Annotated in this window: 27 protein-coding genes and 1 other RNA gene; 13 read left to right on the plus strand and 15 right to left on the minus strand. The window is 67.7% G+C overall.

Annotated elements, in window-relative coordinates; all coding sequences use genetic code 11:
• Nucleotides 1-25: 25 nt before the first annotated feature.
• Nucleotides 26-421 (minus strand): hypothetical protein, encoded by a 396-nt coding sequence (locus ACLIIZ_RS07680; protein ID WP_416691522.1) that lies wholly within the window; start codon nt 419-421, stop codon nt 26-28.
• A gap of 58 nt (nt 422-479) precedes the next feature.
• A complete protein-coding gene (locus tag ACLIIZ_RS07685; RefSeq protein WP_416691523.1) occupies nt 480-776 on the minus strand; it encodes an HU family DNA-binding protein in 297 nt (98 codons plus the stop codon).
• A gap of 289 nt (nt 777-1,065) precedes the next feature.
• Between ACLIIZ_RS07685 and ahpC the strand changes: the two genes are divergently transcribed.
• Nucleotides 1,066-1,629 carry an alkyl hydroperoxide reductase subunit C gene (ahpC, locus tag ACLIIZ_RS07690; protein ID WP_416691524.1) on the plus strand — a complete coding sequence of 188 codons (564 nt, stop codon included), beginning with the start codon at nt 1,066-1,068 and terminating at the stop codon, nt 1,627-1,629.
• A 55-nt stretch (nt 1,630-1,684) separates the two neighbouring features.
• Here ahpC and ACLIIZ_RS07695 read toward each other — a convergent pair whose 3' ends face one another.
• Nucleotides 1,685-2,818, minus strand: coding sequence for a methyltransferase (locus ACLIIZ_RS07695; protein ID WP_416691525.1), 1,134 nt, complete (start codon nt 2,816-2,818; stop codon nt 1,685-1,687).
• Between the two features lie 64 nt (nt 2,819-2,882).
• On the opposite strand from ACLIIZ_RS07695, the gene ACLIIZ_RS07700 reads away from it, so the two are divergent.
• The gene (locus tag ACLIIZ_RS07700; RefSeq protein ID WP_416691526.1) at nt 2,883-3,728 is read left to right on the plus strand and encodes an AAA family ATPase; all 846 of its coding nucleotides are present in this window, start codon (nt 2,883-2,885) and stop codon (nt 3,726-3,728) included.
• A gap of 7 nt (nt 3,729-3,735) precedes the next feature.
• Nucleotides 3,736-4,920, plus strand: a complete 1,185-nt coding sequence (locus ACLIIZ_RS07705) for a vWA domain-containing protein (RefSeq protein WP_416691527.1) — start codon at nt 3,736-3,738, stop codon at nt 4,918-4,920.
• Between the two features lie 14 nt (nt 4,921-4,934).
• Here the strand turns inward: ACLIIZ_RS07705 and rnpB are convergent.
• The 3 genes from rnpB to ACLIIZ_RS07720 form a co-directional block, all read right to left on the minus strand.
• An RNA gene (rnpB, locus tag ACLIIZ_RS07710) (RNase P RNA component class A) lies at nt 4,935-5,313 on the minus strand.
• A 29-nt stretch (nt 5,314-5,342) separates the two neighbouring features.
• The gene (locus ACLIIZ_RS07715; RefSeq protein ID WP_416691528.1) at nt 5,343-5,549 is read right to left on the minus strand and encodes a hypothetical protein; all 207 of its coding nucleotides are present in this window, start codon (nt 5,547-5,549) and stop codon (nt 5,343-5,345) included.
• A 27-nt stretch (nt 5,550-5,576) separates the two neighbouring features.
• Entirely contained in the window at nt 5,577-6,041 is a 465-nt protein-coding gene (locus tag ACLIIZ_RS07720) for an Lrp/AsnC family transcriptional regulator (RefSeq protein WP_416691649.1), read from the minus strand.
• Nucleotides 6,042-6,173: 132 nt separating this feature from the next.
• Between ACLIIZ_RS07720 and leuA the strand changes: the two genes are divergently transcribed.
• The 3 genes from leuA to infA all read left to right on the plus strand — a co-directional run bounded on the left by leuA (nt 6,174) and on the right by infA (nt 9,308).
• Entirely contained in the window at nt 6,174-7,856 is a 1,683-nt protein-coding gene (gene leuA / locus ACLIIZ_RS07725) for a 2-isopropylmalate synthase (protein ID WP_416691529.1), read from the plus strand.
• A 275-nt stretch (nt 7,857-8,131) separates the two neighbouring features.
• Nucleotides 8,132-9,028, plus strand: coding sequence for a transglutaminase-like domain-containing protein (locus ACLIIZ_RS07730; protein WP_416691530.1), 897 nt, complete (start codon nt 8,132-8,134; stop codon nt 9,026-9,028).
• Nucleotides 9,029-9,041: 13 nt separating this feature from the next.
• Entirely contained in the window at nt 9,042-9,308 is a 267-nt protein-coding gene (gene infA, locus ACLIIZ_RS07735; RefSeq protein WP_416691531.1) for a translation initiation factor IF-1, read from the plus strand.
• Between the two features lie 72 nt (nt 9,309-9,380).
• Here infA and ACLIIZ_RS07740 read toward each other — a convergent pair whose 3' ends face one another.
• The 5 genes from ACLIIZ_RS07740 to rsmI form a co-directional block, all read right to left on the minus strand.
• Nucleotides 9,381-9,821: a hypothetical protein gene (locus ACLIIZ_RS07740; RefSeq protein WP_416691532.1), complete on the minus strand. Its 441-nt coding sequence runs from the start codon at nt 9,819-9,821 to the stop codon at nt 9,381-9,383.
• A gap of 11 nt (nt 9,822-9,832) precedes the next feature.
• Entirely contained in the window at nt 9,833-10,864 is a 1,032-nt protein-coding gene (gene pyrC, locus ACLIIZ_RS07745; RefSeq protein ID WP_416691533.1) for a dihydroorotase, read from the minus strand.
• Nucleotides 10,865-10,942: 78 nt separating this feature from the next.
• Entirely contained in the window at nt 10,943-11,926 is a 984-nt protein-coding gene (locus ACLIIZ_RS07750) for a phosphatase domain-containing protein (protein ID WP_416691534.1), read from the minus strand.
• Nucleotides 11,923-13,038: an MGDG synthase family glycosyltransferase gene (locus tag ACLIIZ_RS07755; RefSeq protein ID WP_416691535.1), complete on the minus strand. Its 1,116-nt coding sequence runs from the start codon at nt 13,036-13,038 to the stop codon at nt 11,923-11,925. Before ACLIIZ_RS07755 ends, ACLIIZ_RS07750 begins: the two co-directional genes overlap by 4 nt.
• Before the next feature lie 93 nt (nt 13,039-13,131).
• On the minus strand, nt 13,132-13,977 hold the full coding sequence (gene rsmI, locus ACLIIZ_RS07760; RefSeq protein WP_416691536.1) for a 16S rRNA (cytidine(1402)-2'-O)-methyltransferase: 846 nt from the start codon (nt 13,975-13,977) through the stop codon (nt 13,132-13,134).
• An 8-nt stretch (nt 13,978-13,985) separates the two neighbouring features.
• Between rsmI and ACLIIZ_RS07765 the strand changes: the two genes are divergently transcribed.
• From ACLIIZ_RS07765 to ACLIIZ_RS07790, 6 genes are all read left to right on the plus strand, one after another.
• Nucleotides 13,986-14,348 carry a YraN family protein gene (locus ACLIIZ_RS07765; protein WP_416691537.1) on the plus strand — a complete coding sequence of 121 codons (363 nt, stop codon included), beginning with the start codon at nt 13,986-13,988 and terminating at the stop codon, nt 14,346-14,348.
• Between the two features lie 63 nt (nt 14,349-14,411).
• Complete coding sequence (locus tag ACLIIZ_RS07770) at nt 14,412-15,002, plus strand: phosphoheptose isomerase (protein WP_416691538.1); 591 nt, start codon at nt 14,412-14,414, stop codon at nt 15,000-15,002.
• 1 nt (nt 15,003) lies between these two features.
• Nucleotides 15,004-15,666, plus strand: a complete 663-nt coding sequence (locus ACLIIZ_RS07775; protein WP_416691539.1) for a BON domain-containing protein — start codon at nt 15,004-15,006, stop codon at nt 15,664-15,666.
• A gap of 36 nt (nt 15,667-15,702) precedes the next feature.
• Nucleotides 15,703-16,086 carry a DUF6394 family protein gene (locus ACLIIZ_RS07780; protein ID WP_416691540.1) on the plus strand — a complete coding sequence of 128 codons (384 nt, stop codon included), beginning with the start codon at nt 15,703-15,705 and terminating at the stop codon, nt 16,084-16,086.
• Nucleotides 16,087-16,099: 13 nt separating this feature from the next.
• A complete protein-coding gene (locus ACLIIZ_RS07785) occupies nt 16,100-17,800 on the plus strand; it encodes a potassium channel family protein (RefSeq protein WP_416691541.1) in 1,701 nt (566 codons plus the stop codon).
• Nucleotides 17,797-18,984 (plus strand): tetratricopeptide repeat protein, encoded by a 1,188-nt coding sequence (locus ACLIIZ_RS07790; RefSeq protein ID WP_416691542.1) that lies wholly within the window; start codon nt 17,797-17,799, stop codon nt 18,982-18,984. The genes ACLIIZ_RS07785 and ACLIIZ_RS07790 overlap by 4 nt, the downstream gene beginning before the upstream one ends.
• On the opposite strand, the gene ACLIIZ_RS07795 is transcribed toward ACLIIZ_RS07790, so the two are convergent.
• The 3 genes from ACLIIZ_RS07795 to ACLIIZ_RS07805 are packed head-to-tail and all read right to left on the minus strand — an operon-like array spanning nt 18,972 to nt 22,718.
• Nucleotides 18,972-20,795 (minus strand): TRAP transporter large permease subunit, encoded by a 1,824-nt coding sequence (locus ACLIIZ_RS07795; RefSeq protein ID WP_416691543.1) that lies wholly within the window; start codon nt 20,793-20,795, stop codon nt 18,972-18,974. The two genes, ACLIIZ_RS07790 and ACLIIZ_RS07795, sit on opposite strands and share 13 nt — an antisense overlap.
• On the minus strand, nt 20,796-21,794 hold the full coding sequence (locus tag ACLIIZ_RS07800) for a TRAP transporter substrate-binding protein (RefSeq protein WP_416691544.1): 999 nt from the start codon (nt 21,792-21,794) through the stop codon (nt 20,796-20,798).
• A gap of 12 nt (nt 21,795-21,806) precedes the next feature.
• The gene (locus tag ACLIIZ_RS07805; RefSeq protein WP_416691545.1) at nt 21,807-22,718 is read right to left on the minus strand and encodes a TRAP transporter TatT component family protein; all 912 of its coding nucleotides are present in this window, start codon (nt 22,716-22,718) and stop codon (nt 21,807-21,809) included.
• Between the two features lie 119 nt (nt 22,719-22,837).
• Between ACLIIZ_RS07805 and ACLIIZ_RS07810 the strand changes: the two genes are divergently transcribed.
• The gene (locus ACLIIZ_RS07810) at nt 22,838-24,070 is read left to right on the plus strand and encodes an MFS transporter (protein ID WP_416691546.1); all 1,233 of its coding nucleotides are present in this window, start codon (nt 22,838-22,840) and stop codon (nt 24,068-24,070) included.
• Nucleotides 24,071-24,161: 91 nt separating this feature from the next.
• Here the strand turns inward: ACLIIZ_RS07810 and ACLIIZ_RS07815 are convergent, their stop codons facing one another.
• Nucleotides 24,162-25,262, minus strand: coding sequence for a mechanosensitive ion channel family protein (locus tag ACLIIZ_RS07815; RefSeq protein WP_416691547.1), 1,101 nt, complete (start codon nt 25,260-25,262; stop codon nt 24,162-24,164).
• Nucleotides 25,263-25,308 lie beyond the last annotated feature (46 nt).

The raw sequence follows: 25,308 nt of genomic DNA on the forward strand, positions 1-25,308 counted from the left end.
CCCGGACAAAAAGTCTGGGTGTGAATCACACCGCTTCGCCACCGCCGGGCTTGCCTCCCTGGCGCGGCCGACGATTGTTCTTCGAACGCGGCCGATGCTTCTTCTGCGCCGCCGGGGCTGCAGCATTGCCAGGCTTGTTCTGGCGCGGTGCGTTATGACGCGGCTGCCCACCGCCACCGCCTGGTACCGGGCTGCCGGAAATCCGGTTGCCCGGCGCCAGCTGGATTTCCAGCTCGATGATTTCATCCCACTGTTCATCGCTGCGGTCACGCTCGGGAACCGACAACAGTTCGCGCAAGCGGCGCTTCAGGTCAAGCGGCTGGAACTCGGGCGGCTGCTCTTCGACGACGGTCTCGGGAAGCTCGGCATCGACGGCAGGCTCGGTTTCTTCTATCTGGGTATCGCTGTTCGGATTGTTCATTGCAAAGTAAAAAAGCGGAGTCCGTCAAAGACGGCCCCCGCATGTGGTGAGAGCTCGGTTATTTTTTCTTGCCGCCTTTTTTCGGGGCAACGGCCGCCTTGAAAGCCGTACCGGCAGTGAACTTCGGCACGACGGTGGCCGGAATCTTCAGAGTCGCACCGGTTTTCGGATTCTTGCCGGTACGGGCCGCGCGCGGCGCCGACTTGAACGTACCAAATCCGACGAGCGTTACCGACTCGCCCTTGGCAACAGCCTGGACAACCGCGCCGACGATGGCCGACAACGCCTTGTCTGCGGCCGCCTTGGTAATACCAGCTTCTTGTGCAGCAACTTCGACCAGCTCCGATTTATTCATCTAAGTGCCTCCTAGTTACCCAATCAAGTTAAGAAAACCGGCCGTCTGAACGGCAGCGGACTTAAAGTAGCACACCTTTTTCACTTCGTGTTGCCCGCCCGGCCTTAATCTGCGCCATTCGAGAGGGATTTTTGCATGCGGGATACGTTTCCCGGAAAATGTCGCATCGCCGCTTGGCGACAGGACATAGCACTCAACTATGTACTATATTTAAGCAATCAATTGGAACAATCACCACCCCGGTTCTAAGATCACCCCGGTCGTCATAACCAACCTCAAGGAGAAACCCATGTCCATCATCAATACCACGATCAAGCCCTTCACCGTCCAGGCCTACCAGGACGGCAAGTTCATCACCGTGTCCGATGCCGATCTGAAGGGCAAGTGGTCGATCTTCTTCTTCTACCCGGCCGACTTCACCTTCGTCTGCCCGACCGAACTCGGCGACATGGCCGATCTGTACCCCGAATTCCAGAAGCTGGGCGTCGAAGTCTATTCCGTCTCGACCGACACCCACTTCACCCACAAGGCCTGGGCCGACGCTTCCGACACGATCAAGAAGATCAAGTACGTCATGCTCGGCGACCCGACCGGCACCGTCACCCGCAACTTCGACGTCATGATCGAATCGGAAGGTCTGGCGCTGCGCGGCACCTTCGTCGTCAATCCGGAAGGCGAGATCAAGGTCGCCGAAATCCACGACCTGGGGATCGGCCGTGACGCCTCCGAACTGCTGCGCAAGGTCAAGGCCGCCCAGTACGTCGCCTCGCACCCGGGCGAAGTCTGCCCGGCCAAGTGGACGGAAGGCGCCGAAACCCTGAAGCCGTCCCTGGACCTCGTCGGCAAGATCTAATTCCCGCTGCCAGCAGTAACGAAAGACGGCCCGGCGCCAGCCCGGCCGTCTTTTTTCATTGGGCGACCAGGCGCCACAATGAGGTCACTTCGGCGGCGCGCGCCGCGTGCAGCGGATCGTCGCGATCCTGCGCCTTGCCGTGCCGCGGCCGGGTGTCGAGGCGAGCGGCGACGCGCAGGCCGGCGGCGGCGATCCAGCCTTCCAGTTCGCCGGGCGCGCGCAGCCCCAGATGTTCGGCCAGATCGGACATGATCAGCCAGCCCTCCCCACCCGGGCTCAGGTGTGCCGCCAGTCCAGCGAGGAAGCCGCGCAGCATGCGCGACTCCGGGTCGTAGACCGCGTACTCGACCGGCGAGGTCGGCTGTCCCGGCAGCCAGGGCGGATTGCAGACGATGAGCGGCGCCCGCCCCTCGGGAAAGAGGTCGGCCTCGACGATGCGCACCTGTTCGCGCAAGCCGAGTCTTTCGATGTTTTCCGCAGCGCAGGCCAGCGCCCGCGCTGCCATGTCGGTGGCGACGACCTGCAAGCCGCGCCGGGCGAGCACCGCCGCCAGCACCCCGGAACCGGTGCCGATGTCGAAGGCCAGTGCGCAGCCCGCCGGCAATGGCGCGCGGGCGACCAGGTCGACGTACTCGCCGCGCACCGGCGAGAAGACGCCGTAATGCGGGTGGATACTGCCGCCGACGGCGGCCACCGGGACGCCCTTCTTGCGCCATTCGTGGGCACTGACCGCGGCCAGCAGCTCGCGCAGGGCCACCACGCTGTTGCTGCCGTCCGGCTTGCCCCAGGCTTCGCGGCAAGCATCGCGCACGTCCTGGGCGCGGCGCAGCGGGAGCTTGTAATCGGGGCCGAGCGGCACCAGCAGACGGGCGAGCAGCGCGGCACGCTGGCCCTGCGTCGCACGATGGCGGGTGAAGGTCTCCAACGGCGTCGCCGCCGGCTGGCAGCGGAATTGCCGCTCGGCGCGCTGCGTCAGCGCCTGCAGCAGGCGCCGGGCGCTCGGCCAGTCGCCGCGCCAGAGCAGGGTTTCGCCGGCCAGCAGGCGGGACCAGGCGAGATCGGCGGACAGCGACTCGTCGACCACATCGACCGCAGCCGGCGGCGGCAGGCCGGCTTCGGAACGCCAGCGCGCGCTGCGCGGCCGGCCGGCATCGGACCAGGAGATTCGGGGCGGGCTGATTTCGGACATGGCGCATTGTAGGCCAGCCGCTTGCCCTTACAATCCTTCCACCCCAACCCGCCGGACCCCGACCATGCGCTTCTCAGGCACCGACACCTATGTCGCCCCGCGCGACCTGACCCTCGCCGTCAATGCCGCCATCGCCCTGCAGCGGCCGCTGCTGATCAAGGGCGAGCCGGGCACCGGCAAGACCCTGCTCGCCGAGGAAGTGGCCGGCGCGCTCGGCCTGCCGCTGTTCCAGTGGCACATCAAGTCGACGACCAAAGCGCAGCAGGGCCTTTACGAATACGACGCCGTCTCGCGCCTGCGCGACTCGCAACTGGGCGACCCGCGCGTCGCCGACATCGCCCACTACATCGTCCCCGGCGTACTGTGGCAGGCCTTCGAATGTGCGACGCCTTCGGTGGTGCTGATCGACGAAATCGACAAGGCCGACATCGAATTTCCCAACGACCTGCTGCGCGAGTTGGATCGCATGGAGTTCCACTGCTACGAGCTGCAGAAGACGATCCGCGCCCGCCACCGGCCGCTGATCGTCATCACCTCGAACAACGAGAAGGAACTGCCCGACGCCTTCCTGCGCCGCTGCTTCTTCCACTACATCAAGTTCCCCGACCGCGAAACGATGCAGCGCATCGTCGCCGTGCATTTCCCGACCCTCAAGCAGGAACTGCTGCGCGAGGCGCTGGAAGTCTTCTTCGAGCTGCGCGAGGTGCCCGGCCTGAAGAAGAAGCCGTCGACCAGCGAACTGATCGACTGGCTCAAGCTGCTGCTGGCCGAGGACATCCCGCCCGAAGCGCTGCGCGCCAAGGACGCCAAGGACGCGATCCCGCCGCTGCACGGCGCGCTGCTGAAGAACGAGCAGGACATCCACCTGTTCGAGCGGCTCGCCTTCATGGCGCGGCGCAAGGCCCCCTGAAACCGCGATGCTGGTCGACTTCTTCCTGCACCTGAAGGCGCGGCAGATTCCGGTGTCGACGCAGGAACTGCTGGCCCTGCTCGAAGCGCTGCAGGCGCGCCTGGTCGGGCCGGACATCGACGACTTCTACCTGCTCGCGCGCACGCTGCTGGTCAAGGACGAGAGCCATTACGACCGCTTCGACCGTGCGTTCGGCGAATACTTCAAGGGCATCGAGCAACTGCCCGGGCTGGACGCCGAGATTCCCGAAGACTGGCTACGCCTGGCGGCACGCCGCCACCTTTCCGAAGAAGAACGGAAAAAGCTCGAACAACTGAGCTACGAGAAGATCTTCGAGCGCCTGCGCGAGCGCCTCGCCGAGCAGAAGGAACGCCACGCCGGCGGCAACAAGTGGATCGGCACCGGCGGCACATCGCCTTTCGGCCACGGCGGCTACAACCCGGCCGGCGTACGCATCGGCGGCGACTCGGCCGGTAACCGGACGGCGATCAAGGTCTGGGAACAGCGCGCCTACCGCAACCTCGACGACCAGGTCGAACTCGGCACGCGCAACATCAAGGTCGCCCTGCGCCGGCTGCGCCGCTTCGCCCGCCAGGGCGCGGCGAGCGAACTCGACCTCGACGGCACGATCGCCGGCACCGCCCGCAACGGCGGCTGGCTCGACCTGCACCTGCGGCCGGAACGCCACAACGCGGTCAAGGTGCTGCTCTTCCTCGACGTCGGCGGTTCGATGGACGATCACATCCAGGTCTGCGAGGAACTGTTCTCGGCCGCCCGCGCCGAATTCAAGCACCTCGAACATTTCTACTTCCACAACTGCGTCTACGAGCACGTCTGGCGCGACAACCGGCGCCGCCACGACGAACGCCTGTCCACGCTCGACCTGATCCACACCTACGGCCGTGACTACACCTTGATCTTCGTCGGCGACGCGACGATGAGCCCCTACGAAGTGGACCACCCGGGCGGCAGCGTCGAACACTGGAACGAGGAAAGCGGCGCCGTCTGGCTGCAGCGCCTGGTCGCCGCCTGGCCGCGCGTCGCCTGGCTCAACCCGGTGAACGAGGAATACTGGCAATACACCCCGTCGATTGCCGCGATCCGCCGCCAGATCGGCGACGAGCGCATGTTCCCGCTCACCCTCGACGGCCTGGAGCGGGCGATGCGCCGGCTGACCAGCGCGCGCGGCTGAAACGGAAGAATCTGATGGAAAGCCGGCCGATAAGCCGGGTTCTGTTCCCCTCTTGCGAGGTTCGGCAATCATTCCTCTAGGCCTGCCGTCACCGACAGGCTCAAGCAACCTACCCGGAAGCAGCGCGGGCCACGCCTCAGCTTCCCTATTTGGTCTTGCTCCGGATGGGGTTTAGCGTGCCGTCGAACGTTACCGCCGACGCGGTGGGCTCTTACCCCGCCGTTTCACCCTTACCTGCCGGGTTGCCCCGACAGGCGGTCTACTCTCTGTTCCACTTTCCGTTGCCTTGGGTCTTGCGACTTATAGCACCCAGCCGTTAGCTGGCATCCTGCCCAATGGAGCCCGGACTTTCCTCCCGACACTTGCGTGTCCAGCGATTGCCTGGCCGACTTTCCGCGGCGGATTATACGTGGGATCGGCGCTCAGCTGGTTTCGCCGTCGGTTTCGACGACGATGTCGCGCACCCAGGCGCTGCGCCGATCGACGCGCGCCCGGCGTTCGCTCAGCACGAGCCCGGCGGCCGTCCGGAAGGGCGGCGTGGTGACGGGGGAGCGCCGGCGATCAAGACGGCGACGTTCGGAGGAAGTGGGCTGTTTCATGGCTGGCGACGCGAAGGATTGGGTAGTCATGAGAATATCATGAGCCCGCAAACAAGCTCAATCGACCGGCAGGGCGCCGCGATCGACCACCTTGCGCAGCACGAAACTGGTGTGCACGCCGGTCACTCCCGGGATGCGCGTGATCTTGTTGAGCAGCAGGTCCTGGTAGGCATCCATGTCGCGCACCACCACTTTCAACTGGTAGTCGGACTGCTGGCCGGTGATCAGCAGGCATTCGAGAACTTCCGGTATGCCGCCGATCGCCGCGTCCAGGTTGGCGAAGCGCTCCGGCGTGTGCTGGTCCATCGAGATGCCGATCAGCGCCATCAGGCTCAGCCCGAGCTTTTTCGCATCGAGCTGGGCGCGGTAGCCGGCGATGATGCCCGCCTCTTCGAGCGCCCGCACCCGGCGTAGACAAGGCGACGGCGAGAGGCCGATGCGGTCGGCGAGATCCTGGTTGCTGATCCGCCCATCACGCTGCAGGACGGCAAGAATTTCCTTGTCGTAGCGATCCATCTGAATAACGTTGCTCATAAACTCACCATCGCGCAATTTTCTGCCAAAACACAGCAAAATCATGCCACAAAACGCAAGCACCTGCCGCACAGTCTTGCGTAAGATTTCGCCATCGCAAACGTTTTCCGGAGCCGCATCATGGCGCAGCAAAAATCATCCAAGTACACCGCTTTCCCGCCCGTCGGCCTCACCGACCGCCAGTGGCCGAACCGCGTCATCACCCAGGCGCCGATGTGGATGAGCACCGACCTGCGCGACGGCAACCAGGCCTTGTTCGAGCCGATGAACGCCGACAAGAAGATGCAGATGTTCCAGACACTCTGCGCCATCGGCTTCAAACAGATCGAGGTCGCCTTCCCGTCAGCGTCGGAAACCGAGTTTGGCTTCGTGCGCCGCCTGATCGAGGAGCAGCACATCCCCGCCGACGTCACCATCGAAGTCCTCACCCAGGCGCGCGAGCACCTCATCCGCCGCACCTTCGAATCCTTGAAGGGCGCCAAGCAGGCGATCGTCCATGTCTACAACGCGACCTGCCCGAGCTTCCGCGATTTCGTCTTCGGCATGAGCAAGGCCGAGGTGGTGAAGATGGCGGTCGACGCGGTCAAGTTGATCAAAACGCTCGCCGAACAGATGCCGGAAACGAAGATCACCCTCGAATACAGCCCGGAATTGTTCACCGCCACCGAACTCGACTTCGCCAAGGAAGTCTGCGACGCGGTCACCGCCGCCTGGGGCGCGACGCCGGACAACAAGGTCATCCTCAACTTGCCGACCACGGTCGAGATCGCCACACCCAACATCTACGCCGACCAGATCGAGTGGATGCACCGCAATCTCGCGCGCCGCGACAGCGTCATCATCAGTCTCCACCCGCATAACGACCGCGGCACCGCCGTCGCTGCCGCCGAACTCGCCTTGATGGCCGGCGCCGAGCGCGTCGAAGGCTGCCTCTTCGGCAACGGCGAACGCACCGGCAACGTCGACCTCGTGACGCTCGCCCTCAACATGCACACACAAGGCGTCGATCCGCAACTCGATTTTTCGGACATCAACGCCGTTGCCCGCACCTACGAACACTGCACCCAGCTCCCGATCCATCCGCGCCACCCATACGTCGGGGATCTCGTTTTCACGGCCTTCTCCGGCTCCCACCAGGACGCCATCAAGAAGGGGTTTGCCGCTCAAAAGGCGGATGAGACTTGGTCAGTGCCCTATCTCCCGATCGACCCCGCCGACGTCGGCCGCTCCTACGATTCGGTGATCCGCGTCAACAGCCAGTCGGGTAAGGGCGGCATCGCCTACCTGATGGAGACCGAGCACGGCGTGCTCATGCCGCGCCGCCTCCAGGTCGAGTTCTCCGGCGTCGTCCAGAAGCACACCGACACGCACGGCGGCGAGGTCAACGCCGACGACCTCTGGCGCCTCTTCGCCGGCGAATACCTCGACGCCGAAACCCCGGTCCGCTACCGCGAACACCACCTGTTCGAGCACGGCAGCCAGCAGGGCATCCGCCTCACGGTGGACATCGGCGGCACGCCGCACATCCTGAGCGGCGAAGGCAACGGTCCGATCAACGCCGCCATGCACGCCTTGCAGGGCGCCGGCATCGAAGCGCAGGTGCGCAGCTATGAGGAACGTTCGATGGTGCCGATGGGCGAGGACGGCAATGCTCGCGCCGTCGCCTTCATCGAGATGGCGGCCAACGGTCGCGGCGAACGCTACGGCGTCGGCATCGACAGCAACATCGTCACCGCTTCGATCAAGGCCTTGATCAGTGGCGTCAACCGCCTCGGCGTCAACGCCCTCGACGCCGCCGCCTGAGCCGGCCAGGCGCTTGCCTCGGCATGGCAAGCGCCTGAATTTCCGGGACTTTCCTTGTCATCGTGGGCTTGGCGGCGTAGAATCCCGCCTTTGCCGCCGCCCACCGGTGACAGATTTCATCGTTCTGCCCGCGTAAATGCCGCCCCCTGCCGCCTTCGCCACGCGAAACTCCGGCAAGCCGAAACGCCCATTTCCTCGTTGCAAAGCGCCTTCCAACCGCCCGTCCGCACGGCCTTGTGCCAGCTTGCGCGACGTGCCGTAACCAATGGAAACGCATGGTTCGCATCCAGTTTGCGATCGACCTCGACTACGCATTGAATGCTCCCGGCGTGGATTTCGTCTTCAACATCCACGCCGCCCAGACCCCCAGACAACGCATCGTCAGTGAAAGCCTGCAACTGACTCCGACGCTGGCGCCGACTATCGTCACCGAACCGCACACCGCCGCCCGTTTCCTGCGGCTCCACGTCGACAACGGCCCGTTGCACGTCGCGTACCGGGCCACGCTCGACATCGACCTGCATCTCGGCGACCCGGACCACATCCCGGAAACGCCGGTCAACGAACTCCCGCTGGACGCACTGGCCTACATCTACCCCAGCCGCTACTGCCAGTCCGACCGTCTGGCGATGCTGGCGATCAGCGAGTTCGGCCATCTCCCCAAAGGCTACCGCCGCGTCGAAACGATCTGCCAGTGGGTCAACCGGCATGTCACCTTCCGCCCGGCCACCAGCAGTTCGACCACCTCGGCGATCGACACGCTGATCGGCCGGGTCGGCGTCTGCCGCGACTTCGCCCACCTGATGATCGCCATCTGCCGCGCCCTGAACATCCCGGCGCGCTTCACCACCGGCATCGACTACGGCGCCGACCCGGCGCTCGGCCCAACCGATTTTCATGCCTACGTCGAGGTCTTCCTCGATCAGCGCTGGTACATCTTCGACCCCTCGGGCACGGCGATCCCGATGGGTTTCGTGCGCATCGGCACTGGCCGCGACGCCGCCGATGTCTCCTACGCGACCATTTTCGGTAGCGTCAACTCGCCGCCGCCGCTGATCTCGATCAGCGCCCTTACCGAACCCGGACAAGCCTGGCAACTCCCGCAGCGCTGTCCGCAAGCCCTGTCGACCGATACCCCGGTCGCAACGCAGTCCGCCTGCGCAACCCACTGAAGGAGAATACCGCTTGGCCAAGGAAGAACTACTTGAAATGATGGGCGTCGTCGAAGACGTCCTGCCCGATGGACGCTTCCGCGTCACCCTGGAAAACGGCCACCAGATGGTCGCCTACACCGCAGGCAAGATGAAGAAGCACCACATCCGCATCCTGCTCGGCGACAAGGTCAGCCTTGAACTCTCGCCCTACGACCTGAGCAAGGGCCGCATCACCTTCCGTCACCTGGAAACCCGCAGCGGCAGCAGCGCCCCGCCGCCGCCCCGGCGCCGGCACTAAAACCGGTCTCAGCAATCCACGGGACGCCGCTTGCTTAGCGCGAATACGCCTTAAGCCGCGCCAAGTCTCCCGTCACTCCTCCTCGTCGCCGGCCGCCCCCGGCTTCTCGGCGACGAAGGCGAGTTCGCCGTTGCGCACGCGAAAGGCCCCGCGCAACTCGCCCATGCCATCCGCCGGTTCCTCCTCCAGCCGCGCCCAGGCTTCGCAGGTCCGCGACTCCGTGGCATACATGCGCTTGCCGACCTGGACGATGAAGGCGCCGGACGGCACCTGGTAGATCGTCACCCGCGTCTTGTCGGTAGCCGCCCCCAGACTGTGGCGACGGGTGCAGGCCGGCATGCGCGAGACGACCAGGTAGAGATTGACTTTCTTGTCCCAGAACACCGGTTGTTCGCGTACCAGCGTCAGCGTGTGCTCGCGCGTGCCGTCGATCTGCCACGAGGCACGGTCGTCGACGCAGGCACTCAGCACCGGCACAGCAAGCAGGGCTAAAAGCAGGGCACGCAGACGCATGGTCGGATTCCTCAGCGCATTTTCCAGGACAGCGACTCGCCCGCGCGCAGCGGAACGATGTCGTCGGTACTGATGTAAGGATAGCTTGCCGGCACCGTCCATGTCTCCTTGACCAGCGTGATGCTGTCGGTGTTGCGTGGCAGGCCGTACCAGTCCGGGCCGTGGCAGCTGGCGAAACCCTCCAGCTTGTCGAGCGCGCCGGCCTGCTCGAAGGCTTCGGCATACAGCTCGATCGCGGCATAAGCCGTGTAGCAACCGGCGCAGCCGCAGGCCGCTTCCTTGGCACCCTTGGCGTGCGGTGCCGAGTCGGTGCCGAGGAAAAACTTCGGGTTGCCGGAAATCGCCGCCGCGACCAATGCCTCGCGGTGCGTCTCGCGCTTCAACACCGGCAGGCAGTACCAGTGCGGGCGCACGCCGCCCTGGAAGATCGCGTTGCGGTTGTAAAGCAGGTGATGGACGGTGATCGTCGCCGCGACGTTGGCGGCGGACGAAGCCACGAACTCGGCGGCGTCCTTGGTCGTGATGTGCTCCATCACCACCTTCAGCTTCGGGAAACGCTGCGTCAGCGGCAGCAGCACGGTGTCGATGAAGACCTTCTCGCGGTCGAACAGGTCGACCGCCGGATCGGTGACTTCGCCATGGACCAGCAGCGGCAGGCCGACGCGCTCCATCTCGGCGAGCACATCGTAGGCCTTTTCGATGGCGGTCAGGCCGGCGTCGGAATTGGTCGTCGCGCCGGCCGGGTAGAGCTTGACTGCCTTGACGAAACCGGACGCCGCCGCCTTGGCGATCTCGCCCGGCTGCGTGTTGTCGGTGAGATAGAGCGTCATCAGCGGCTCGAAAGCCAGGCCGGCGGGCAGCGCGGCGAGGATGCGCGCACGGTAGGAGGCAGCCAGTTCGACCGTGGTCACCGGCGGCTTCAGGTTGGGCATGACGATGGCCCGGCCGAACTGGCGGGCGGTATGCGGCAGCACGGCGGCGAGCGCTTCGCCGTCGCGCAGGTGGAGGTGCCAATCGTCGGGGCGGATGAGGGTCAGTTGCATGGTCTTCTCTCGGTGGTTTGCGCAATTTTAGCAGCGCCGCGCGCCAGCGACGGCGGCCGTTTGCGCCGCCCGTCCCGCCTATTCCCCGGCCAGCACCGCTGGCAACGCCTTCTGTCCCGGCGGCAGCGGCGCCCCGCCGTCTCCCCGGACACGGCGTATCCAGATTTCGGCAACCCGCTCGGGATGGCGACGGCGGACCCAGTCGTAGATTTCCGGATCGCGCTCGCCGTCGTCGCCGACCAGGACAAAGCGCACCCAGGGCAGGCGTTCGAGGATCACCTCGATCTGCCGCGTCTTGTAGGCGAACTGGTCGAACAAGGGGTCGCTGCTGGCGTCGTCGGTGACCCGCTTGGTGATCAGGACGCCTGCCGGAAAACCGTTGCCGGCCAGGAATTCGTCTATCGTCTCGAACAACTGCCGGGGCGACGCCGACAGGTAGAACAGCGGCGCGCTCGCCGGCTGTGGGTTGGCGGCCAGCGTCCGCGCATAGAGCGCGGCCATGCCGGGAACCGCCTGCCGCTGCGTCGAATTCTTCAGGAAACTGTTGGCCAGCAGGCGGGGCTTGCTGGTCACTTCGGAGACCAGGATGGTGTCGTCGAGGTCGGAAATCATCCCCAGCCGGTTCGCCTGCGGCACCACCAGCAGGCGCCCGCGACCGACGCCCTTCGCGCTGCTGGCGGCGATCTCGTGCCAGCCCGCCGGCAAGACCTGCGAAGTCTGCAGCCGGAAATAACCTTCATCGTCGGTGCAGGTCCGCATGCTGGACTCGCCGACCGTCAGGTCGACCGGTACCCGCTTGCGTTCATCGTTGATCCACAACCGGAAATTGCGCCAGAGATTGCGCAGCCGACCATCGTCGGCGGCCGCCAACGGGCCGTCGCGGCTTTCGACGACGCGCCCTTCGATGGTCAGCGATACGCCGTCGCCGTAGGCCGGATAGACGCTGACCCGGTCCGCCCCGGCCGCCGCCGGCAAGGCGCACGCCAAGGAGAGCAGCCAGGCAAGGGCAAGGCGCCGGATGCCGCCGACGCTCGGCGCGAAAATCCCCGGCCGCCGCTTCACGCTCCCGCCCGGACGATCTCGAGAATGGCGCGCGCCGCCTGCGGGCGGGCCAGCTGGCCCTGGCATTCGCGCATGCGGGCAAGGCGCGCCGGATCGTCGAGCAGGCGGCGAATCTTGTAGACCAGCGCCGCCGTATCGACCGCTTTCAGCGCGCAACCGGCTTCCAGCAGGGTGTCGGCGTTGCGCTCTTCCTGGCCGGGAATCGGCGAGACGACGATCATCGGCAGGCGCATCGCCAGGCATTCCGAGGTGGTCAGGCCGCCCGGCTTGGTGATCGCCAGATCGGCCGCCGCCATCACGCGCTCGATGGTGCGCGTGAATCCCTGCGGATAGACGCGGCCCGGATGGCGGGCGGCGACCGCGCCGAGGCGTTGCAGCAAGTCCTCGTTGCGCCCGGCCAGGGCAACGATCTGCACCGCCGGGAAAGCCAGCGCCGCCTGCTCGGCCAGGCGGTCGATGCCGCCGACGCCGGCGCCGCCGGACATCATCAGCAGCGTCGGGCGCGCCGGATCGAGGCCGAGTTCGGCAGCGGCCGTCGCCCGCGCCGGCGGGGTGGCGAACTGCGGCATGATGGCGATCCCGGTGACGTGGATTTGCTGTTCCGGGATGCCGCGGGCGGCCAGGCGCACGGCAACTTCCTCGGTGGCGACGCAATAGCCGGCGATGTGCGGCTGCAGCCACAGGCCATGGACGTCGAAATCGGTGACGTTGATCCACACCGGCGGCGTCGGCAGGCCGGCGGCGATCCGCCGCGACAGCAGTTCGGCCGGCAAGAAATGCGTGCACACGATGGCGTCGGGCGCGACACGGGCGATCTCCGCGTCGAGGCGACGGGTATTGAGGCGCTCGACGTGGCGCCGCGCCGAATCCAGCCAGGAACTGCTCGGCGGATGATCGGTGCGCTCGTAGAGATAGGCCCACAGTTGCGGCGCCTTCTCGACCAGCTTGATATAGGCGCTGCCGTAGAACTTGCGGAAACCGTCGGAGACCAGGTCGAGCACGTCGAGATGGCTCAGTTCCAGTCCCGGCATTTCCTCGCCGGCGGCGCAGATTGATTGCGCGGCGCGGACATGGCCGGCACCGGCGGAGACACTGAGAACGAGAATGCGCATGCGGTTCTGGCCGGGACAGCCGGCGACGGTCGGGAAAGCGGTCGATTCTGGCAGTCGCCGGCGCGCCCTGTCAATGCATCCGGAATAAGCCGCTCAGTCCGCCGCCTTCAACGCCAGCGCGCGCTCGTAAAGGGCGTTCTTCGCCTCGCCGCTGATCGCCGCCGCCAGCTTTGCCGCCTGTTTGGTGCCGAGGCCTTCGTCGAGCAGCAGGCGCAGCACGCGCTCGCCTTCGCCGCTGGCGGCGTCGGCCGGCGCACCGGAGACGATCAGCACGAACTCGCCGCGCTGACGGTTGGGGTCGGCCTTGAACCAGTCGAGGGCGGCGGACAACGGCAGCGCGTCGACGTTCTCGAACAGCTTGGTCAGCTCGCGGGCGACGACCAGCGTGCGCTCGCCGAACGCGGCGGCCATCTCGGCGACGCTGTCGAGGACGCGGTGCGGCGCCTCGTAGAAGACCAACGCGTAAGGATGCCCGGCCAGTGCCGCGAGCGCCTGCTGGCGCTGGCCGGCCTTGCTCGGCAGGAAGCCGTAGAACAGGAAATGCTCGTCGGCCAGCCCGGCCGCCGACAGCGCGGTGGTCGCCGCGCACGGGCCGGGCAACGGCACGACCTTGCAGCCGGCGGCGCGGACGGCGGCGACGATGCGCGCGCCGGGGTCGGAAATCCCCGGCGTACCGGCATCCGAGACCAGGGCGACGGCCTCGCCGGCCTGCAATTTGGCGACGATGCGGGCGGCGGCTTCGTGTTCGTTGTGCTGGTGCGCCGGCAGCGTCCGGGCGCGGGCGCCGAGCTGCTTCAACAGCGGCGCGCTGTGCCGGGTGTCCTCGCAGGCAACCCAGGGCACGGCACGCAGGACTTCCTCGGCCCGCCGCGTCAGGTCGCCGAGGTTTCCCAGCGGCGTCGGCACGACGTACAATGCCGCGATCAATTCGTTTGTCATTTTCGGCGATGCAGGCAAAAACCAACGATACCACCGTCGCCCGCGGCCGCGAAGCCGAGAGCGAAGCAGCAGCCTACCTGGCGGGACGCGGCCTGCGCCTGCTCGAACGCAACTTCCGGGTGCGCGGCGGCGAAATCGACCTCATCATGCAGGACGGGCCGACCGTCGTCTTCGTCGAGGTACGCGCCCGCAGCCGCAGCGATTTCGGCGACGCCGGCGCCAGCATCGACGCCTTCAAGCAGGGCCGCATCGTCCTCGCCGCCCGCCACTGGCTGGCCCGCCACGGCGAATGCGCCTGCCGCTTCGACTGCGTGCTGATCGACGACGGCCGCCTGCGCTGGCTGCGCAACGCCTTTGCCGGCGACCATTGAAGCGACGCCGCACCGGCACGCTGAGGTAAAATCATGAGCCGATCATCTGAAAGAAGCCGTTCCATGGATTTGATTGCCCGCGTCGCCCAGCATTTCGAGGACAGCGCCCAGACCAAGCTCAACGCCGTCGACGCCCTCTCGGCGCCGATCGCCGCCGCCATCGAGACGCTGACCGGCGCCCTGCTCGAAGGCGGCAAGATCCTCGCCTGCGGCAATGGCGGTTCGGCGGCCGACGCCCAGCATTTCGCCGCCGAACTGGTCGGCCGCTTCGAGGCCGAACGCCAGGAACTGGCGGCGATCGCGCTGTCCACCGACAGCTCGATCCTGACCGCGGTCGGCAACGACTACGGTTTCGCCCACATCTTCGCCAAGCAGGTGCGCGCTCTCGGCCACGCCGGCGACGTGCTGCTGGCGATCTCGACCTCGGGCAATTCCGGCAACGTCATCGAAGCGATCAAAGCCGCCCACGAGCACGACATGCGCGTCATCGCGCTGACCGGCAAGGGCGGCGGCGAAATCGGCGAACTGCTCTCCGACGCCGACATCAACCTCTGCGTGCCGGCCGACCGTACCGCGCGCATCCAGGAAACCCACCTGCTGATCATCCACTGCCTGTGCGACGGTATCGACGCACTGCTCCTAGGAGTCGAATGACATGAAGAAAACCCTGCCCCTTTCCCTGCTTGCCCTCGCCCTGGCGCTGCCCGCGTTGCAGGGCTGCGTTCCCGCCGTCGTCGCCACCGGCGCCGCGGTCGGCGTGATGAGCATCCACGACCGCCGCAGCACCGGCACCCAGACCGACGACGAGACCACCGAATGGCGCGCCGCCGGCCGTGTTCCCGACCACATCAAAGCCGCCTCGCGGATCAACTTCACCTCGTACAACCGCCGCCTGCTGATCACCGGCGAAGTGCCGAATGCCGAAGCCAAGGCCACCGTCGTCGCCGAAGCGCGCAAGCTCGAAGGCGTGCGCGAGATCTACGACGAACTGACGATCGGCGCCAAGGCGACGCTGGTCAACCGCAGCAACGACAGCTTCATCGATTCCAAGGTCAAGGCCCGCCTGGTCGATAGCAACCAGATTTCCGCCAACCACATCAAGGTCGTCACCGAAAGCGGCGCCACCTACCTGATGGGACTGGTCAACGAGCGCGAAGCCAAGGTTGCCGTCGCCGTCGCCCGCACCACGGCCGGCGTGCGCAAGGTGATCAACCTGCTCGAAGTGCTTTCCGACGAGGACATCCGTCGCCTCGACGAGCAGGCGCTGGGCGCCCGCAAGGCGCCGCCGAACAGCCAGGCGCCGGTGGAAACCCGCTGACGTCAGGCTGACCGTTCCCGCCGACCGGACCACAACATGAACCTCGAAAAAGTCGTTTTCGGTTTCTTCATCGTCCTCGCGGCGACGCTCAACTTCGGCTTCTTCATCGGCGACATCGACCGCCCCGAGCTGCACCACGTCTATGAACTGGCGGCGGCACTGGTCGTCAGCCTGATCGCCACCGCGCTCAAGTTCGGCGACCGCACGCAGATCGGGGCCATCCACCTGGCGACCAGCCTGGTCGCCGACCTGCAGTTGATCGCCGCCGCCGTCACCTGGGGCATCGCCGTCCATGTCACCGGCGAAGGCATGACCGCCTCGGTGACCTCGAGCGTCGTCTCGCTGTCCGGCGGCGCGCTGTTCGCCAACATCGTCTCGGTCATCCTGCTCATCGTCGAAACCGTGATGCTGCGCCGCTGACGCGGAGGCAACGGTGCGCAACAACACCTTCTTCCTGGTCCTGCGGCGCATGCGCGCGCCGATCATCGCGCTGATCGTCATCTACGCGATCTCGGTCGTCGGCCTGACGCTGGTTCCCGGCATCGATGCCGCCGGCCGGCCGGCGCCGCCGCTGTCCTTCTTCCACGCCTTCTATTTCATCAGCTACACGGCGACGACCATCGGCTTCGGCGAGATTCCGAACGCCTTCTCCGACGCCCAGCGCTTCTGGGTCATCGTCTGCATCTACCTGTCGGTGGTCGGCTGGTCGTATTCGCTGGTCACGCTGATCGCGCTGCTACAGGACAAGGGCTTCCAGAACACGCTGACCGCCAACCGCTTCATGCGCCGCGTCCGCCGGCTCAAGGAGCCGTTTTACCTGGTCTGCGGCTGCGGCGAGACCGGCAGCCTGATCTGCCACAATTTCGACCGCATCGGCCAGGCTTTCGTCGTCATCGAAAAGGACGAGCTGCGCGTCGAGGAACTCGACCTTCTCGACTTCAAGACCGACACCCCGGCGCTGGCCGCCGACGCCAGCCTGCCCGACAACCTGCTGCTGGCCGGCCTGCAGCACCCGAAATGCCGTGGCGTGCTGGCGGTGACCAACGACGAACAGGCCAACCTGGCGATCGCCATCGCCGTCCGCCTGCTCGCCCCCCGGCTGCCGGTAATCGCCCGCGCCCGCAGTGCCTCGGTCGCCGCCAACATGGCCTCGTTCGGCACCCACCACATCATCAACCCCTTCGAGCGTTTCGCCGATCACCTCGGCCAGGCGATCACCGCCCCCGAACGCTTCCGCCTCGTCGAACTGCTGACCAGCCTGCCCGGTTCACCGCTGCCGCAACCGCACCGGCCGCCGCGCGGCCACTGGATCGTCTGCGGCTACGGCCGCTTCGGTCAGGCGGTCGCCGCCCGCCTGCGCCAGGCCGGGCTCACCCTGACCGTCGTCGACCCCACCGCGCCCGGCGGCGACGAGCGCATCGTCGGCGACGGCACCGAAGCCGCCACCTTGCGCGCCGCCGGCATCGAGCAGGCGGTCGGCATCATCGCCGGCAGCGACAACGACGTGAACAACCTGTCGATCGCCGTCACCGCCAGCGAACTGCGGCCGGCGCTGTTCGTCGTCACGCGCCAGAACCAGGCCGCCAACAACGCGCTGTTCCAGGCCTACGGACCGGAATTCGCGATGGTGCCGAGCCACATCGTCGCCCACGAAAGCATCGCCATCCTGACCACGCCGCTGCTCAGCCGCTTCCTCGCCGCCCTCGACCGCCGCGACGAAGCCTGGTGCCGCGCCCTGGCCGGCCGCCTGCAGGAAATCGGCGGCGACCGCACGCCGACCGTGTGGAGCATCCGCCTCAACGCCAGCGAAGCGCCGGCCGCCCGCCAGGCGCTGATGCACGGCCGCCCCTTCCGCCTCGGCGCCATCCTGCGCGACGCCAATGATCGCAGCAGCACTCTGCCGCTGAGCGTCCTGCTGATCGACCGCAGCGACCGCATCCACCTGCTGCCGGACGACGACTTCGAACTCAACGCCGGCGACCACCTACTCCTCGCCAGCCACCTCGGCGCCCGCCGCCGCCTCGAACTGGCGCTGCAGAACCTCAATGAACTGGCCTACGTGCTGGACGGCGAGACCCGCCCGTCCGGCGCGCTGTGGCGCATCCTCTCCCCTCGCCAGAAACCGCTGCCATGACCGATCCCCTCGCCCAGGCCCGTGAGCAATTCCTGCGCGGCGTCGCCGCTTTCGAGGCGGGCGACGATCTGGCCGCCCGTGCCGCCTTCGTCGCCGCACTGACGCTGGCGCCGGGGCGGCCCTCGGTGATGGCCAACCTGGCGACGACCCTGCTCCGGCTGCGCGACTTCGCCGCCGCCCGCGAACTGCTGCTGGAAATCGCCGCCGTCGAGCCCGACAACCGGGAAGCGCGCGTCCAGCTCGGCCTCTGCGAGGAAGCCCTCGGCCACTGGGCGGCGGCCGCCGCGGCGCTGGAAAGCGGCCTGCCGGCGACGGCCAGCCCGGAGCTGTGGCTGGTCTGCAGCCACTGCCATGGCCGGGCCGGCAATCTGCCGGCGGCGCTTGCCGCGATCAACCGCGTCCTCGCCCTGCTTCCTGAGCACGCGGAGGCGTGGAGCACGCGCGGCGGCCTGCTACGCGAACTCGGGCGGCTGCCGGAAGCCGCCGACGCCTACCGGCGCGCGCTGGCGCACGGCGGCGACCCCGAACTCAACCGCTACTACCTGGCCGCCGTCGGCGGCGACGCCCAGCCGGCGACGACGCCGAGCCACTACGTGCAGGCGCTGTTCGACGACTACGCGCCGGACTTCCAGCAACACCTGGTCGACGGCCTGCGCTACCAGGGCCACCGCCGGCTGATCAAGCCGCTGCTGCAGGCCGGCCGGCGCTACCCGGCGGCGGTCGACCTCGGTTGCGGCACCGGTCTCTGCGGCGAACTGCTGCGGCCGCTGGTCGACGCCATCGACGGCATCGACCTTTCCGCCGCCATGCTCGAACAGGCGCGTGGACGCGGCATCTACCGCCACCTCGAACGCCACGAGCTGAACGCCTATCTCGCCGCCCGCACGACGCCGGCCGACCTTTTCGTCGCCGCCGACGTCTTCGGCTACATCGGCGACCTCGCCCCGGCCTTCGCCGCCGTCCGCCGCCTGCTCCGGGCCGGCGGCTGCTTCGCCTTCACCGTCGAGCAACTGCTAGATGGCGGCGACTACACGCTGCAGCCCTGCCTGCGCTACCGGCACAGCGAGGACTACGTGCGCCGGCTGGCCGCGCAGCACGGCTTCACGATCCGCGAGCTGGCCGTCGACACCCTGCGCCACGACCAGGAAACGCCGATCCCGGCGCTCTACGTCTACCTCGCCTGAACGCCGAGCAGCCAGTCCGGCAGGGCGGTGCTCAGGAAGGGCAGCAGCGACAGCGTCAGCGCGCCGAGGAAGATCGCCAGCACCGCCGGCAGCACCGAGACGGCGATCTCGCGCACCGGCTTGCCGAACATCGCCGCCGAGAAATACAGGTTCATCCCGGCCGGCGGGCAGAGGAAGCCCATCTCCAGGTTGGCCAGGAAGATGATCCCGAAATGCACCGGGTCGATGCCGTAGGCGAGCGCCACCGGCAGCAGCAGCGGCACCAGGACGACGATCGCCGCGTAGATTTCCATCAGCGCCCCGGCCAGCAGCAGGAACAGGTTCAGCGCGATCAGGAAGCTCCATTTGTCGGGCAGCAGCGCCTGCACGCCGTCGATCGCCAGATCGGGGATGCCGGCATCGACCAGGTAGTTGGTCAGGCCGAGCGCCATGCCGAGGATCAGCATGATGCCGCCGATCACCTGCGCGCATTCGACCAGCGCCCGCCCGACGCCGCGCGCGTCGATCTCGCGCAGCAGCAATGACTGCGTGAGCAGCGCATAGGCGGCGGTCAGCGCGGCGCTCTCGGTCGGCGTCGCCCAGCCGCCGACCAGCGAACCGACGGCAACGACCGGCGCCAGGATTTCCCATTTCGCCGCCCAGGCGGCACGGCGGGCGGCGGCGAAATCGACCCGGCCGACCGCGCTCGTCGGCGCCAGCCCGTCGCGCTTCAGGAAACCGCCGACCAGCAGCAGGAAGACCACCATCACCAGCGCCGGCAGCAGCCCGGCGAGGAACATCGCGTTGATCGGCACGCGAGCGATGATCGCGTACATGATCAGCGGCACCGACGGCGCCAGCAGCACGCCGAGCGCGCTGGCGCTGGTCACCAGGCCGATGCCGCGCCGTTCGGGAAAGCCGGCGCCGACCAGCAGCGGCAGCAGCAGGCCGCCGAGCGCCAGGATGGTGACGCCGCTACCGCCGGTCAGCGCGGTGAAACCGGAACAGAGGACGGCGGCGGCGATCGCCGTGCCGCGCGCACCGCCGCCGAACAACGCGGTGAACAACGCGCCCAGGCGGGCCGCCGCGCCGGTGCGGGCGAACACCAGACCGGCCAGCGTGAATAGCGGCAAGGCCGGCAGCGAAGGATTGACGGTGATCTGGTAATGGCTGAGCGGCACCGCCGCCAGCGGCTGGCCCTCGCTCCAGAACAGCGCCAGCGCCAGGCCGCCGAGCACGGCGAAGACCGGTGCGCCGCACAGCAGCAGGAGCAACAGGGCGCCGGCGAACGGCCACAGCGCCAGCACGCTGCCGTCGTAGTGCCCGGCAAACCACCAGCCGAGCGCCGGCAACGCCCCGGCGGCGAGCCAGCGCCAGTTCGCCGCGCCGGCTAGGCGGCCGGCGAGACGGACGCCTAGCAGCAGGAAGCCGGCCGGCAGCGCCGCCATGAACCACCAGCCCGGCACGCCGTAGGCGATGGCGCGCGGCACCGCCATCTCGGCGACGACGAAGGTCCAGCTCGCCTGCGCCAGCATGCCGCAGACAAGGCCCGCGGCGAGCGCCGCGTAGGCTTGCGCGGCCCGGCGCAGGCGGGGATCGGCGGCGGCTGCGAAGCCGGCGCCGAGCGAACTGAGATGGCCGCCGCGCTCGGCGACCAACGCCCCGGCCATGGCCAGGACAAGACCGGCGTGCTGCACGAAGACCGGCGCATTGGCGATGCCGACGCCGAACAGCGGGCGCAGGACGATCTCGAGCAGCGGCAGGAGCAGCATCAACGCCAGCGCGCTGGCTGCCAGCCCGGCCTCGCCGCGCCGCATCACGTTGGCGAACACTTACTTCCTGCCGGCGCGATAGTTTTTCAGGTGGCCGACCACTTCGTCGAAGGTCGCCGCCGGCACCAAGGTGCCACGAATCTGCGGATATAGCCGGCCGGCAAGCGCCTCCCAGGCCTGGCGTTGCGCGGCATCGGGCACGTTCACCGCGAGCCCGCGCTTCTGCATCGCCGCCACCGCCGCGTCGACTTCCTTGCGCGCCTGGGCGCGGATTTCGGCGCCGGCCTTGGCGCCGGCCTCGCGCACCGCCTGCTGGGCGGCCGGGCTCATCGCGTCCCAGGATTTTTTGGTGACGATCAGCGCGCCGACGATGGGCGCCCAGTTGAGGTCGAGCATGTTCGGCGCGCTGGTGTAGATCTGCGTCGCCAGCGCGAAGTAAGGCGTGGACGGCACGGCGTCGATCATCCCGGTCTGGATCGCCGGCAGGATGTCGGCGGTTTCCAGCGGCACCGGCGTGTAGCCGAGCCGCTTCATGATTTCCTGCTGCTCGGCCTCGCCACCCCAGGCGAAGAACTTCATCGACTTGTAGTCGTCCGGGTGACGCGCCGGCTTCTTCGAGAAGAAGCGCACCCAGCCGGCGTCGCCCCAGGCGAGCACGACGAAGCCCTGGTCGAGGAATTTCTTCTCCATCGCCGGCCGCATCTTCTCGCGCACGTAATCGACCTCCTCCCAGCTACGGAACATCAGCGGCATCGCCTGCAAGGCGGCGATCGACGGTTCGATCTCGCGCAGCCCGACGACCGACAGCAGGCCACCCTGCAACTGGCCGATGCGCATGCGGCGCACCATGTCGGTCTCGCCGCCCTGGCTGCCGTCCGGGAAGACCAGGTACTTGCCGCCGCCCTGCGCCGTGCGCCAGGCTTCGCCGAGCGCCATCAACTGGCGGTGGTAGAGCGAGTTCTTGGGCGCCAGCGTGCCGATGCGCAACTGCTGCTCCTGGGCACGCAAGGGCGTCAGGGCGAGCGCCAGCAGGCCGAGCAGGACGAGGAATTTCTTCATGGGGTCTCCGGGTCAGAAGAGGTCGGGCGAACGTTCCAGTTGCCAGGCGGCGCGCCGGCGCATCACTTCGTTCTGCAGGGTGCGCGGACTGCCGGCCGCGTCGCGCACGGCGAGCGCCTGGCGCAGCAGGGATTCGAAAGCGCTGCGGTCGCCGGCGGGCAGCGCGATGGCTTCCGCCTTGGCCAGGAAGACGCCGGCGCTGTGCCCGGCGGCGCGGGCAATTGCGGCGTCGAACCAGCGCGCCGCCAGCGCCTTGTCGCCGCCGGGGCGGGCCGCCTCCAGCGTCGCCCGCAGGCTGCCGATGGCGCCGTCGCCCCAATCCGGGTCGGCGGCTTCGGCGAGCGCGGCGAGTCGGACGACCAGCGGTAGGTCGGCGACGATTTCCGGGTCGTCCTTGGCCAGCGCGATCCAGCTCCCCCAGGCGGCGGCCGCCCAGTAGGCGAGGCCAGCGTCGGCGCCAGTCAGCACTGGCGCCGTGGCAGGATCGGCGAGCGCCGCCAGGAATCCGGGATGGCGGCGTTCGAGCGCGTCCAGCGCGTGGCCGCGCGCCCGCCGGTAAAGCCGGGCGGCGCGTTGCCGCAAGCGCTCGGCGGCGGCGCTGTCCTGCGCCTCGACGCGATCCGCCGCAAAGGCGACGAAGGCGTAGGTGTATTCGGTCATCCGTGCCGCGACACTCTCAGCCAGCGCGGCGTGGCCAGGCTGCTGGGCGAGCACCGCTTCCGACAGCTTCAGGTAGAAGGGCGCCGCGTCGCGCGCCAGCTCGGGGTCGTCCTCGGCGCCTTGCGCCTGCCCGGCCAGTTCGTCGGCCAAGCTGGAAACCACCAGCGCCCGCGGCGAACAACCGGCCAGCGCCAACAACAGGCAGCCAAGGAGGCAGAACGAAAGGCGGCGGTAGGACGGGGAAGGAGCGACGGCGGAAGTCATCGCGGCAGCCTAGCCGGGCGATGTTACGACGCCATGACGACTGTAACAGTGCGTACCTGTCGCCCAGCGGGACGGCGATCCACGGCACAATGACCGCTCCTTGTCACGCCCGCCCCGCGATGTCCCAAATCCTGCCTCTTTCCGCCCTGCTCCTCGGTGTTGCCTTGCTGCTCCTCGGCAACGGCCTGCTCGGCACGCTGCTCGCCGTGCGCGGCGGCATCGAGGGTTTCGACAGCCAGACCCTGGGCGCCATCGGCGCCATGTATTTCGTCGGTTTCCTGGCCGGTACTTACCTCGGGCCGCGCATGATACGCCGTGTCGGCCATGTCCGCGCCTTCGCCTTCTTCACCGCCGCCATCGCCTGCGCCGCGCTACTCCACGAATTGCTCGCCAATGCCTGGGTCTGGGGACTGCTGCGCCTGGTTACCGGGATGGCCATGGTCGGCCTGTACACCACCGTCGAAAGCTGGCTCAACAGCCACGCCGCACCGGCCCAGCGCAGCCGCATCTTCGCCACCTACATGGCGGTCAACCTGGGCTCGCTGGCGCTGGCCCAGCAACTGCTGCACTGGGGCGACCCGGGCGGCCACGTCTTGTTCGCGCTGGCTGCGCTGTCCTTCTCCGCCGCCGTGATGCCGGTGGCGGCGACCCGCCTGGCCCAACCGGTGGTCGAGGAAGTGCAAGGCATCGGCCTCGCCACCCTCTACCAGCGGGCGCCGGTCGCCTGCGCCGCCGGTCTGCTCTCCGGCTTCGCCCAGGGCGCCTTCTGGGGGCTGGCGCCGGTCTGGGCCGACACCAGCCAGCTCGGCCACGCCGGCGTCGCCTGGTTCATGAGCATCGCCATCGTCGGCGGTGCCGCCTTCCAGTGGCCGATCGGCGTTCTTACCAATCGCCTCGACCGCGGCCATGTGATCAGCGTCATTGCGCTGATCGCCGCCCTCTGCGCCGGCGGCCTGCTGCTCGCCGCCGAACACGGCTTGTCGCTGGTGCTGGCGGCGGCTTTCGCCTACGGCGGTTTCGCCTTCGCCATGTACCCGCTGGCCGTCGCGCGCCTGATGGACCGCCTGGAAAAGCCCGAGATCATCGCCGGCAGCGGCAGCCTGCTGCTCCTGCACGGGATCGGCGCCAGCCTCGGCCCGCTGCTCGCCGGTACCCTGATGCACCATTTCGGCCCGCCGGCGCTGCCGCTCTGGTTCATCGCCATCCAGTGCCTGCTCGCCGTCACCGCCTGGTGGCTGGCCGCCCGCGCTCCCGCCGACATCGCCCAGCAGACGCCGCTGACGCCAATGGAGCGGACGACACCGGGGGTCATCGAGATGCTCGAGACGGAAACCGGCGCGCCAACGCGCTGACCGCACCGGGCGAGCCGCCAGGCGGCCGGGAGCGGCGGCGCGCAATCACGCCGGAAAAGCGGCGAGGCGTTGACCGCGGCTTGCCGGCGGCTCAGGCGGCCGCTGGCGGCGTTTCCGCCAGCAGGTGCAAGGTCCGCGTCGGGAAGGCGATTTCGGCGCCGTGCGCGGCGACGATGGCGGCGATCCGGAGCAGGATGTCCTGCTTGATCACGTGGTAGTCCACCCAGACCGTGGTCCGGGTGAAGGTATAGACCAGGATATCGACCGACGACGGCCCGAAGGCGTCGAGATTGACGATCATTGTCTGCGACTGCTCGATTTCCGGATGCTCCTGCAGCATGCGCCGGATTCCGGCGACGATGCCGTCGACCGCCGCCATGTCGTCGTAGCGGACACCGATGTGCTCCTTGATCCGGCGATGGCTCATGCGCGACGGATTCTCGACGGCAATCTGGGTGAAGATCGAGTTCGGCACGTAGAGCGGCCGCTTGTCGAAGGTGCGGATGCGCGTCAGCCGCCAACCTATGTCCTCGACCGTCCCTTCGAGTTCCTTGTCCGGCGAACGGATCCAGTCGCCGACGGCAAACGGCCGGTCGAGATAGACCATCAAGCCGCCGAAGAAATTGGCCAGCAGGTCCTTCGCCGCGAAGCCGACGGCGATGCCACCGATCCCGCCGAAGGCGAGAACGCCGGAAATCGAGAATCCCAGGCTCTGCAGGCCGACCAGCACGGCGGTGATCAGCACCGAGACGCGCAGCAACTTGCCGATCGCGTCGACCGTCGTCCGATCGACGCCCTCGCCGCGATCAATCTGCCGCTGCACGATGGCGCCCTGCATGTTGCCGATCAGCCTGACCAGGAACCAGGTCAGGCAGGCAATGACGCCGATCGTGCGCAGCGGATCGATGGCGTCGAACAAGGCGGCGTCCGCCTCGCCCTGGACGATGCGCGCGGCAAAGCTGAGACCGACGATCCAGGCCAGCAGCGGCAAGGGGCGGCGAGCCGCGTTGACCAGCGCCTCGTCCCAGGGATTGGCGGTTTGCGCGGTGCGAGCGGCAAGCCGGTCAAGCAGCCGACGCAGCAGGAAATTCCCGATGGCAACCAGCGAGACGACCAGGAAGACCTGCAGCGCCAGGTTCAGGGTGGTGTCGCCGCCGGTCAGGCGGCCCAGCCAGAAGTCAAATTTTTGCATCTCCGAAAACCTCGTGACGAAAGGAAAACAGCCTGCCATCGCCAGA

The organism is Azonexus caeni (genome assembly GCF_048146105.1).
GTDB classification, from domain to species: Bacteria; Pseudomonadota; Gammaproteobacteria; order Burkholderiales; family Rhodocyclaceae; genus Azonexus; species Azonexus aromaticus_B.

Coding starts and splice junctions, on each gene's coding strand:
- ACLIIZ_RS07680 (WP_416691522.1), bottom strand. CDS start 421: ATGAACAATCCGAACAGCGATACCCAGATAGAAGAAACCGAGCCTGCC.
- ACLIIZ_RS07685 (WP_416691523.1), bottom strand. CDS start 776: ATGAATAAATCGGAGCTGGTCGAAGTTGCTGCACAAGAAGCTGGTATT.
- ahpC (WP_416691524.1), top strand. CDS start 1,066: ATGTCCATCATCAATACCACGATCAAGCCCTTCACCGTCCAGGCCTAC.
- ACLIIZ_RS07695 (WP_416691525.1), bottom strand. CDS start 2,818: ATGTCCGAAATCAGCCCGCCCCGAATCTCCTGGTCCGATGCCGGCCGG.
- ACLIIZ_RS07700 (WP_416691526.1), top strand. CDS start 2,883: ATGCGCTTCTCAGGCACCGACACCTATGTCGCCCCGCGCGACCTGACC.
- ACLIIZ_RS07705 (WP_416691527.1), top strand. CDS start 3,736: ATGCTGGTCGACTTCTTCCTGCACCTGAAGGCGCGGCAGATTCCGGTG.
- ACLIIZ_RS07715 (WP_416691528.1), bottom strand. CDS start 5,549: ATGACTACCCAATCCTTCGCGTCGCCAGCCATGAAACAGCCCACTTCC.
- leuA (WP_416691529.1), top strand. CDS start 6,174: ATGGCGCAGCAAAAATCATCCAAGTACACCGCTTTCCCGCCCGTCGGC.
- ACLIIZ_RS07730 (WP_416691530.1), top strand. CDS start 8,132: ATGGTTCGCATCCAGTTTGCGATCGACCTCGACTACGCATTGAATGCT.
- ACLIIZ_RS07740 (WP_416691532.1), bottom strand. CDS start 9,821: ATGCGTCTGCGTGCCCTGCTTTTAGCCCTGCTTGCTGTGCCGGTGCTG.
- pyrC (WP_416691533.1), bottom strand. CDS start 10,864: ATGCAACTGACCCTCATCCGCCCCGACGATTGGCACCTCCACCTGCGC.
- ACLIIZ_RS07755 (WP_416691535.1), bottom strand. CDS start 13,038: ATGCGCATTCTCGTTCTCAGTGTCTCCGCCGGTGCCGGCCATGTCCGC.
- rsmI (WP_416691536.1), bottom strand. CDS start 13,977: ATGACAAACGAATTGATCGCGGCATTGTACGTCGTGCCGACGCCGCTG.
- ACLIIZ_RS07765 (WP_416691537.1), top strand. CDS start 13,986: ATGCAGGCAAAAACCAACGATACCACCGTCGCCCGCGGCCGCGAAGCC.
- ACLIIZ_RS07770 (WP_416691538.1), top strand. CDS start 14,412: ATGGATTTGATTGCCCGCGTCGCCCAGCATTTCGAGGACAGCGCCCAG.
- ACLIIZ_RS07775 (WP_416691539.1), top strand. CDS start 15,004: ATGAAGAAAACCCTGCCCCTTTCCCTGCTTGCCCTCGCCCTGGCGCTG.
- ACLIIZ_RS07780 (WP_416691540.1), top strand. CDS start 15,703: ATGAACCTCGAAAAAGTCGTTTTCGGTTTCTTCATCGTCCTCGCGGCG.
- ACLIIZ_RS07790 (WP_416691542.1), top strand. CDS start 17,797: ATGACCGATCCCCTCGCCCAGGCCCGTGAGCAATTCCTGCGCGGCGTC.
- ACLIIZ_RS07800 (WP_416691544.1), bottom strand. CDS start 21,794: ATGAAGAAATTCCTCGTCCTGCTCGGCCTGCTGGCGCTCGCCCTGACG.
- ACLIIZ_RS07805 (WP_416691545.1), bottom strand. CDS start 22,718: ATGACTTCCGCCGTCGCTCCTTCCCCGTCCTACCGCCGCCTTTCGTTC.
- ACLIIZ_RS07810 (WP_416691546.1), top strand. CDS start 22,838: ATGTCCCAAATCCTGCCTCTTTCCGCCCTGCTCCTCGGTGTTGCCTTG.
- ACLIIZ_RS07815 (WP_416691547.1), bottom strand. CDS start 25,262: ATGCAAAAATTTGACTTCTGGCTGGGCCGCCTGACCGGCGGCGACACC.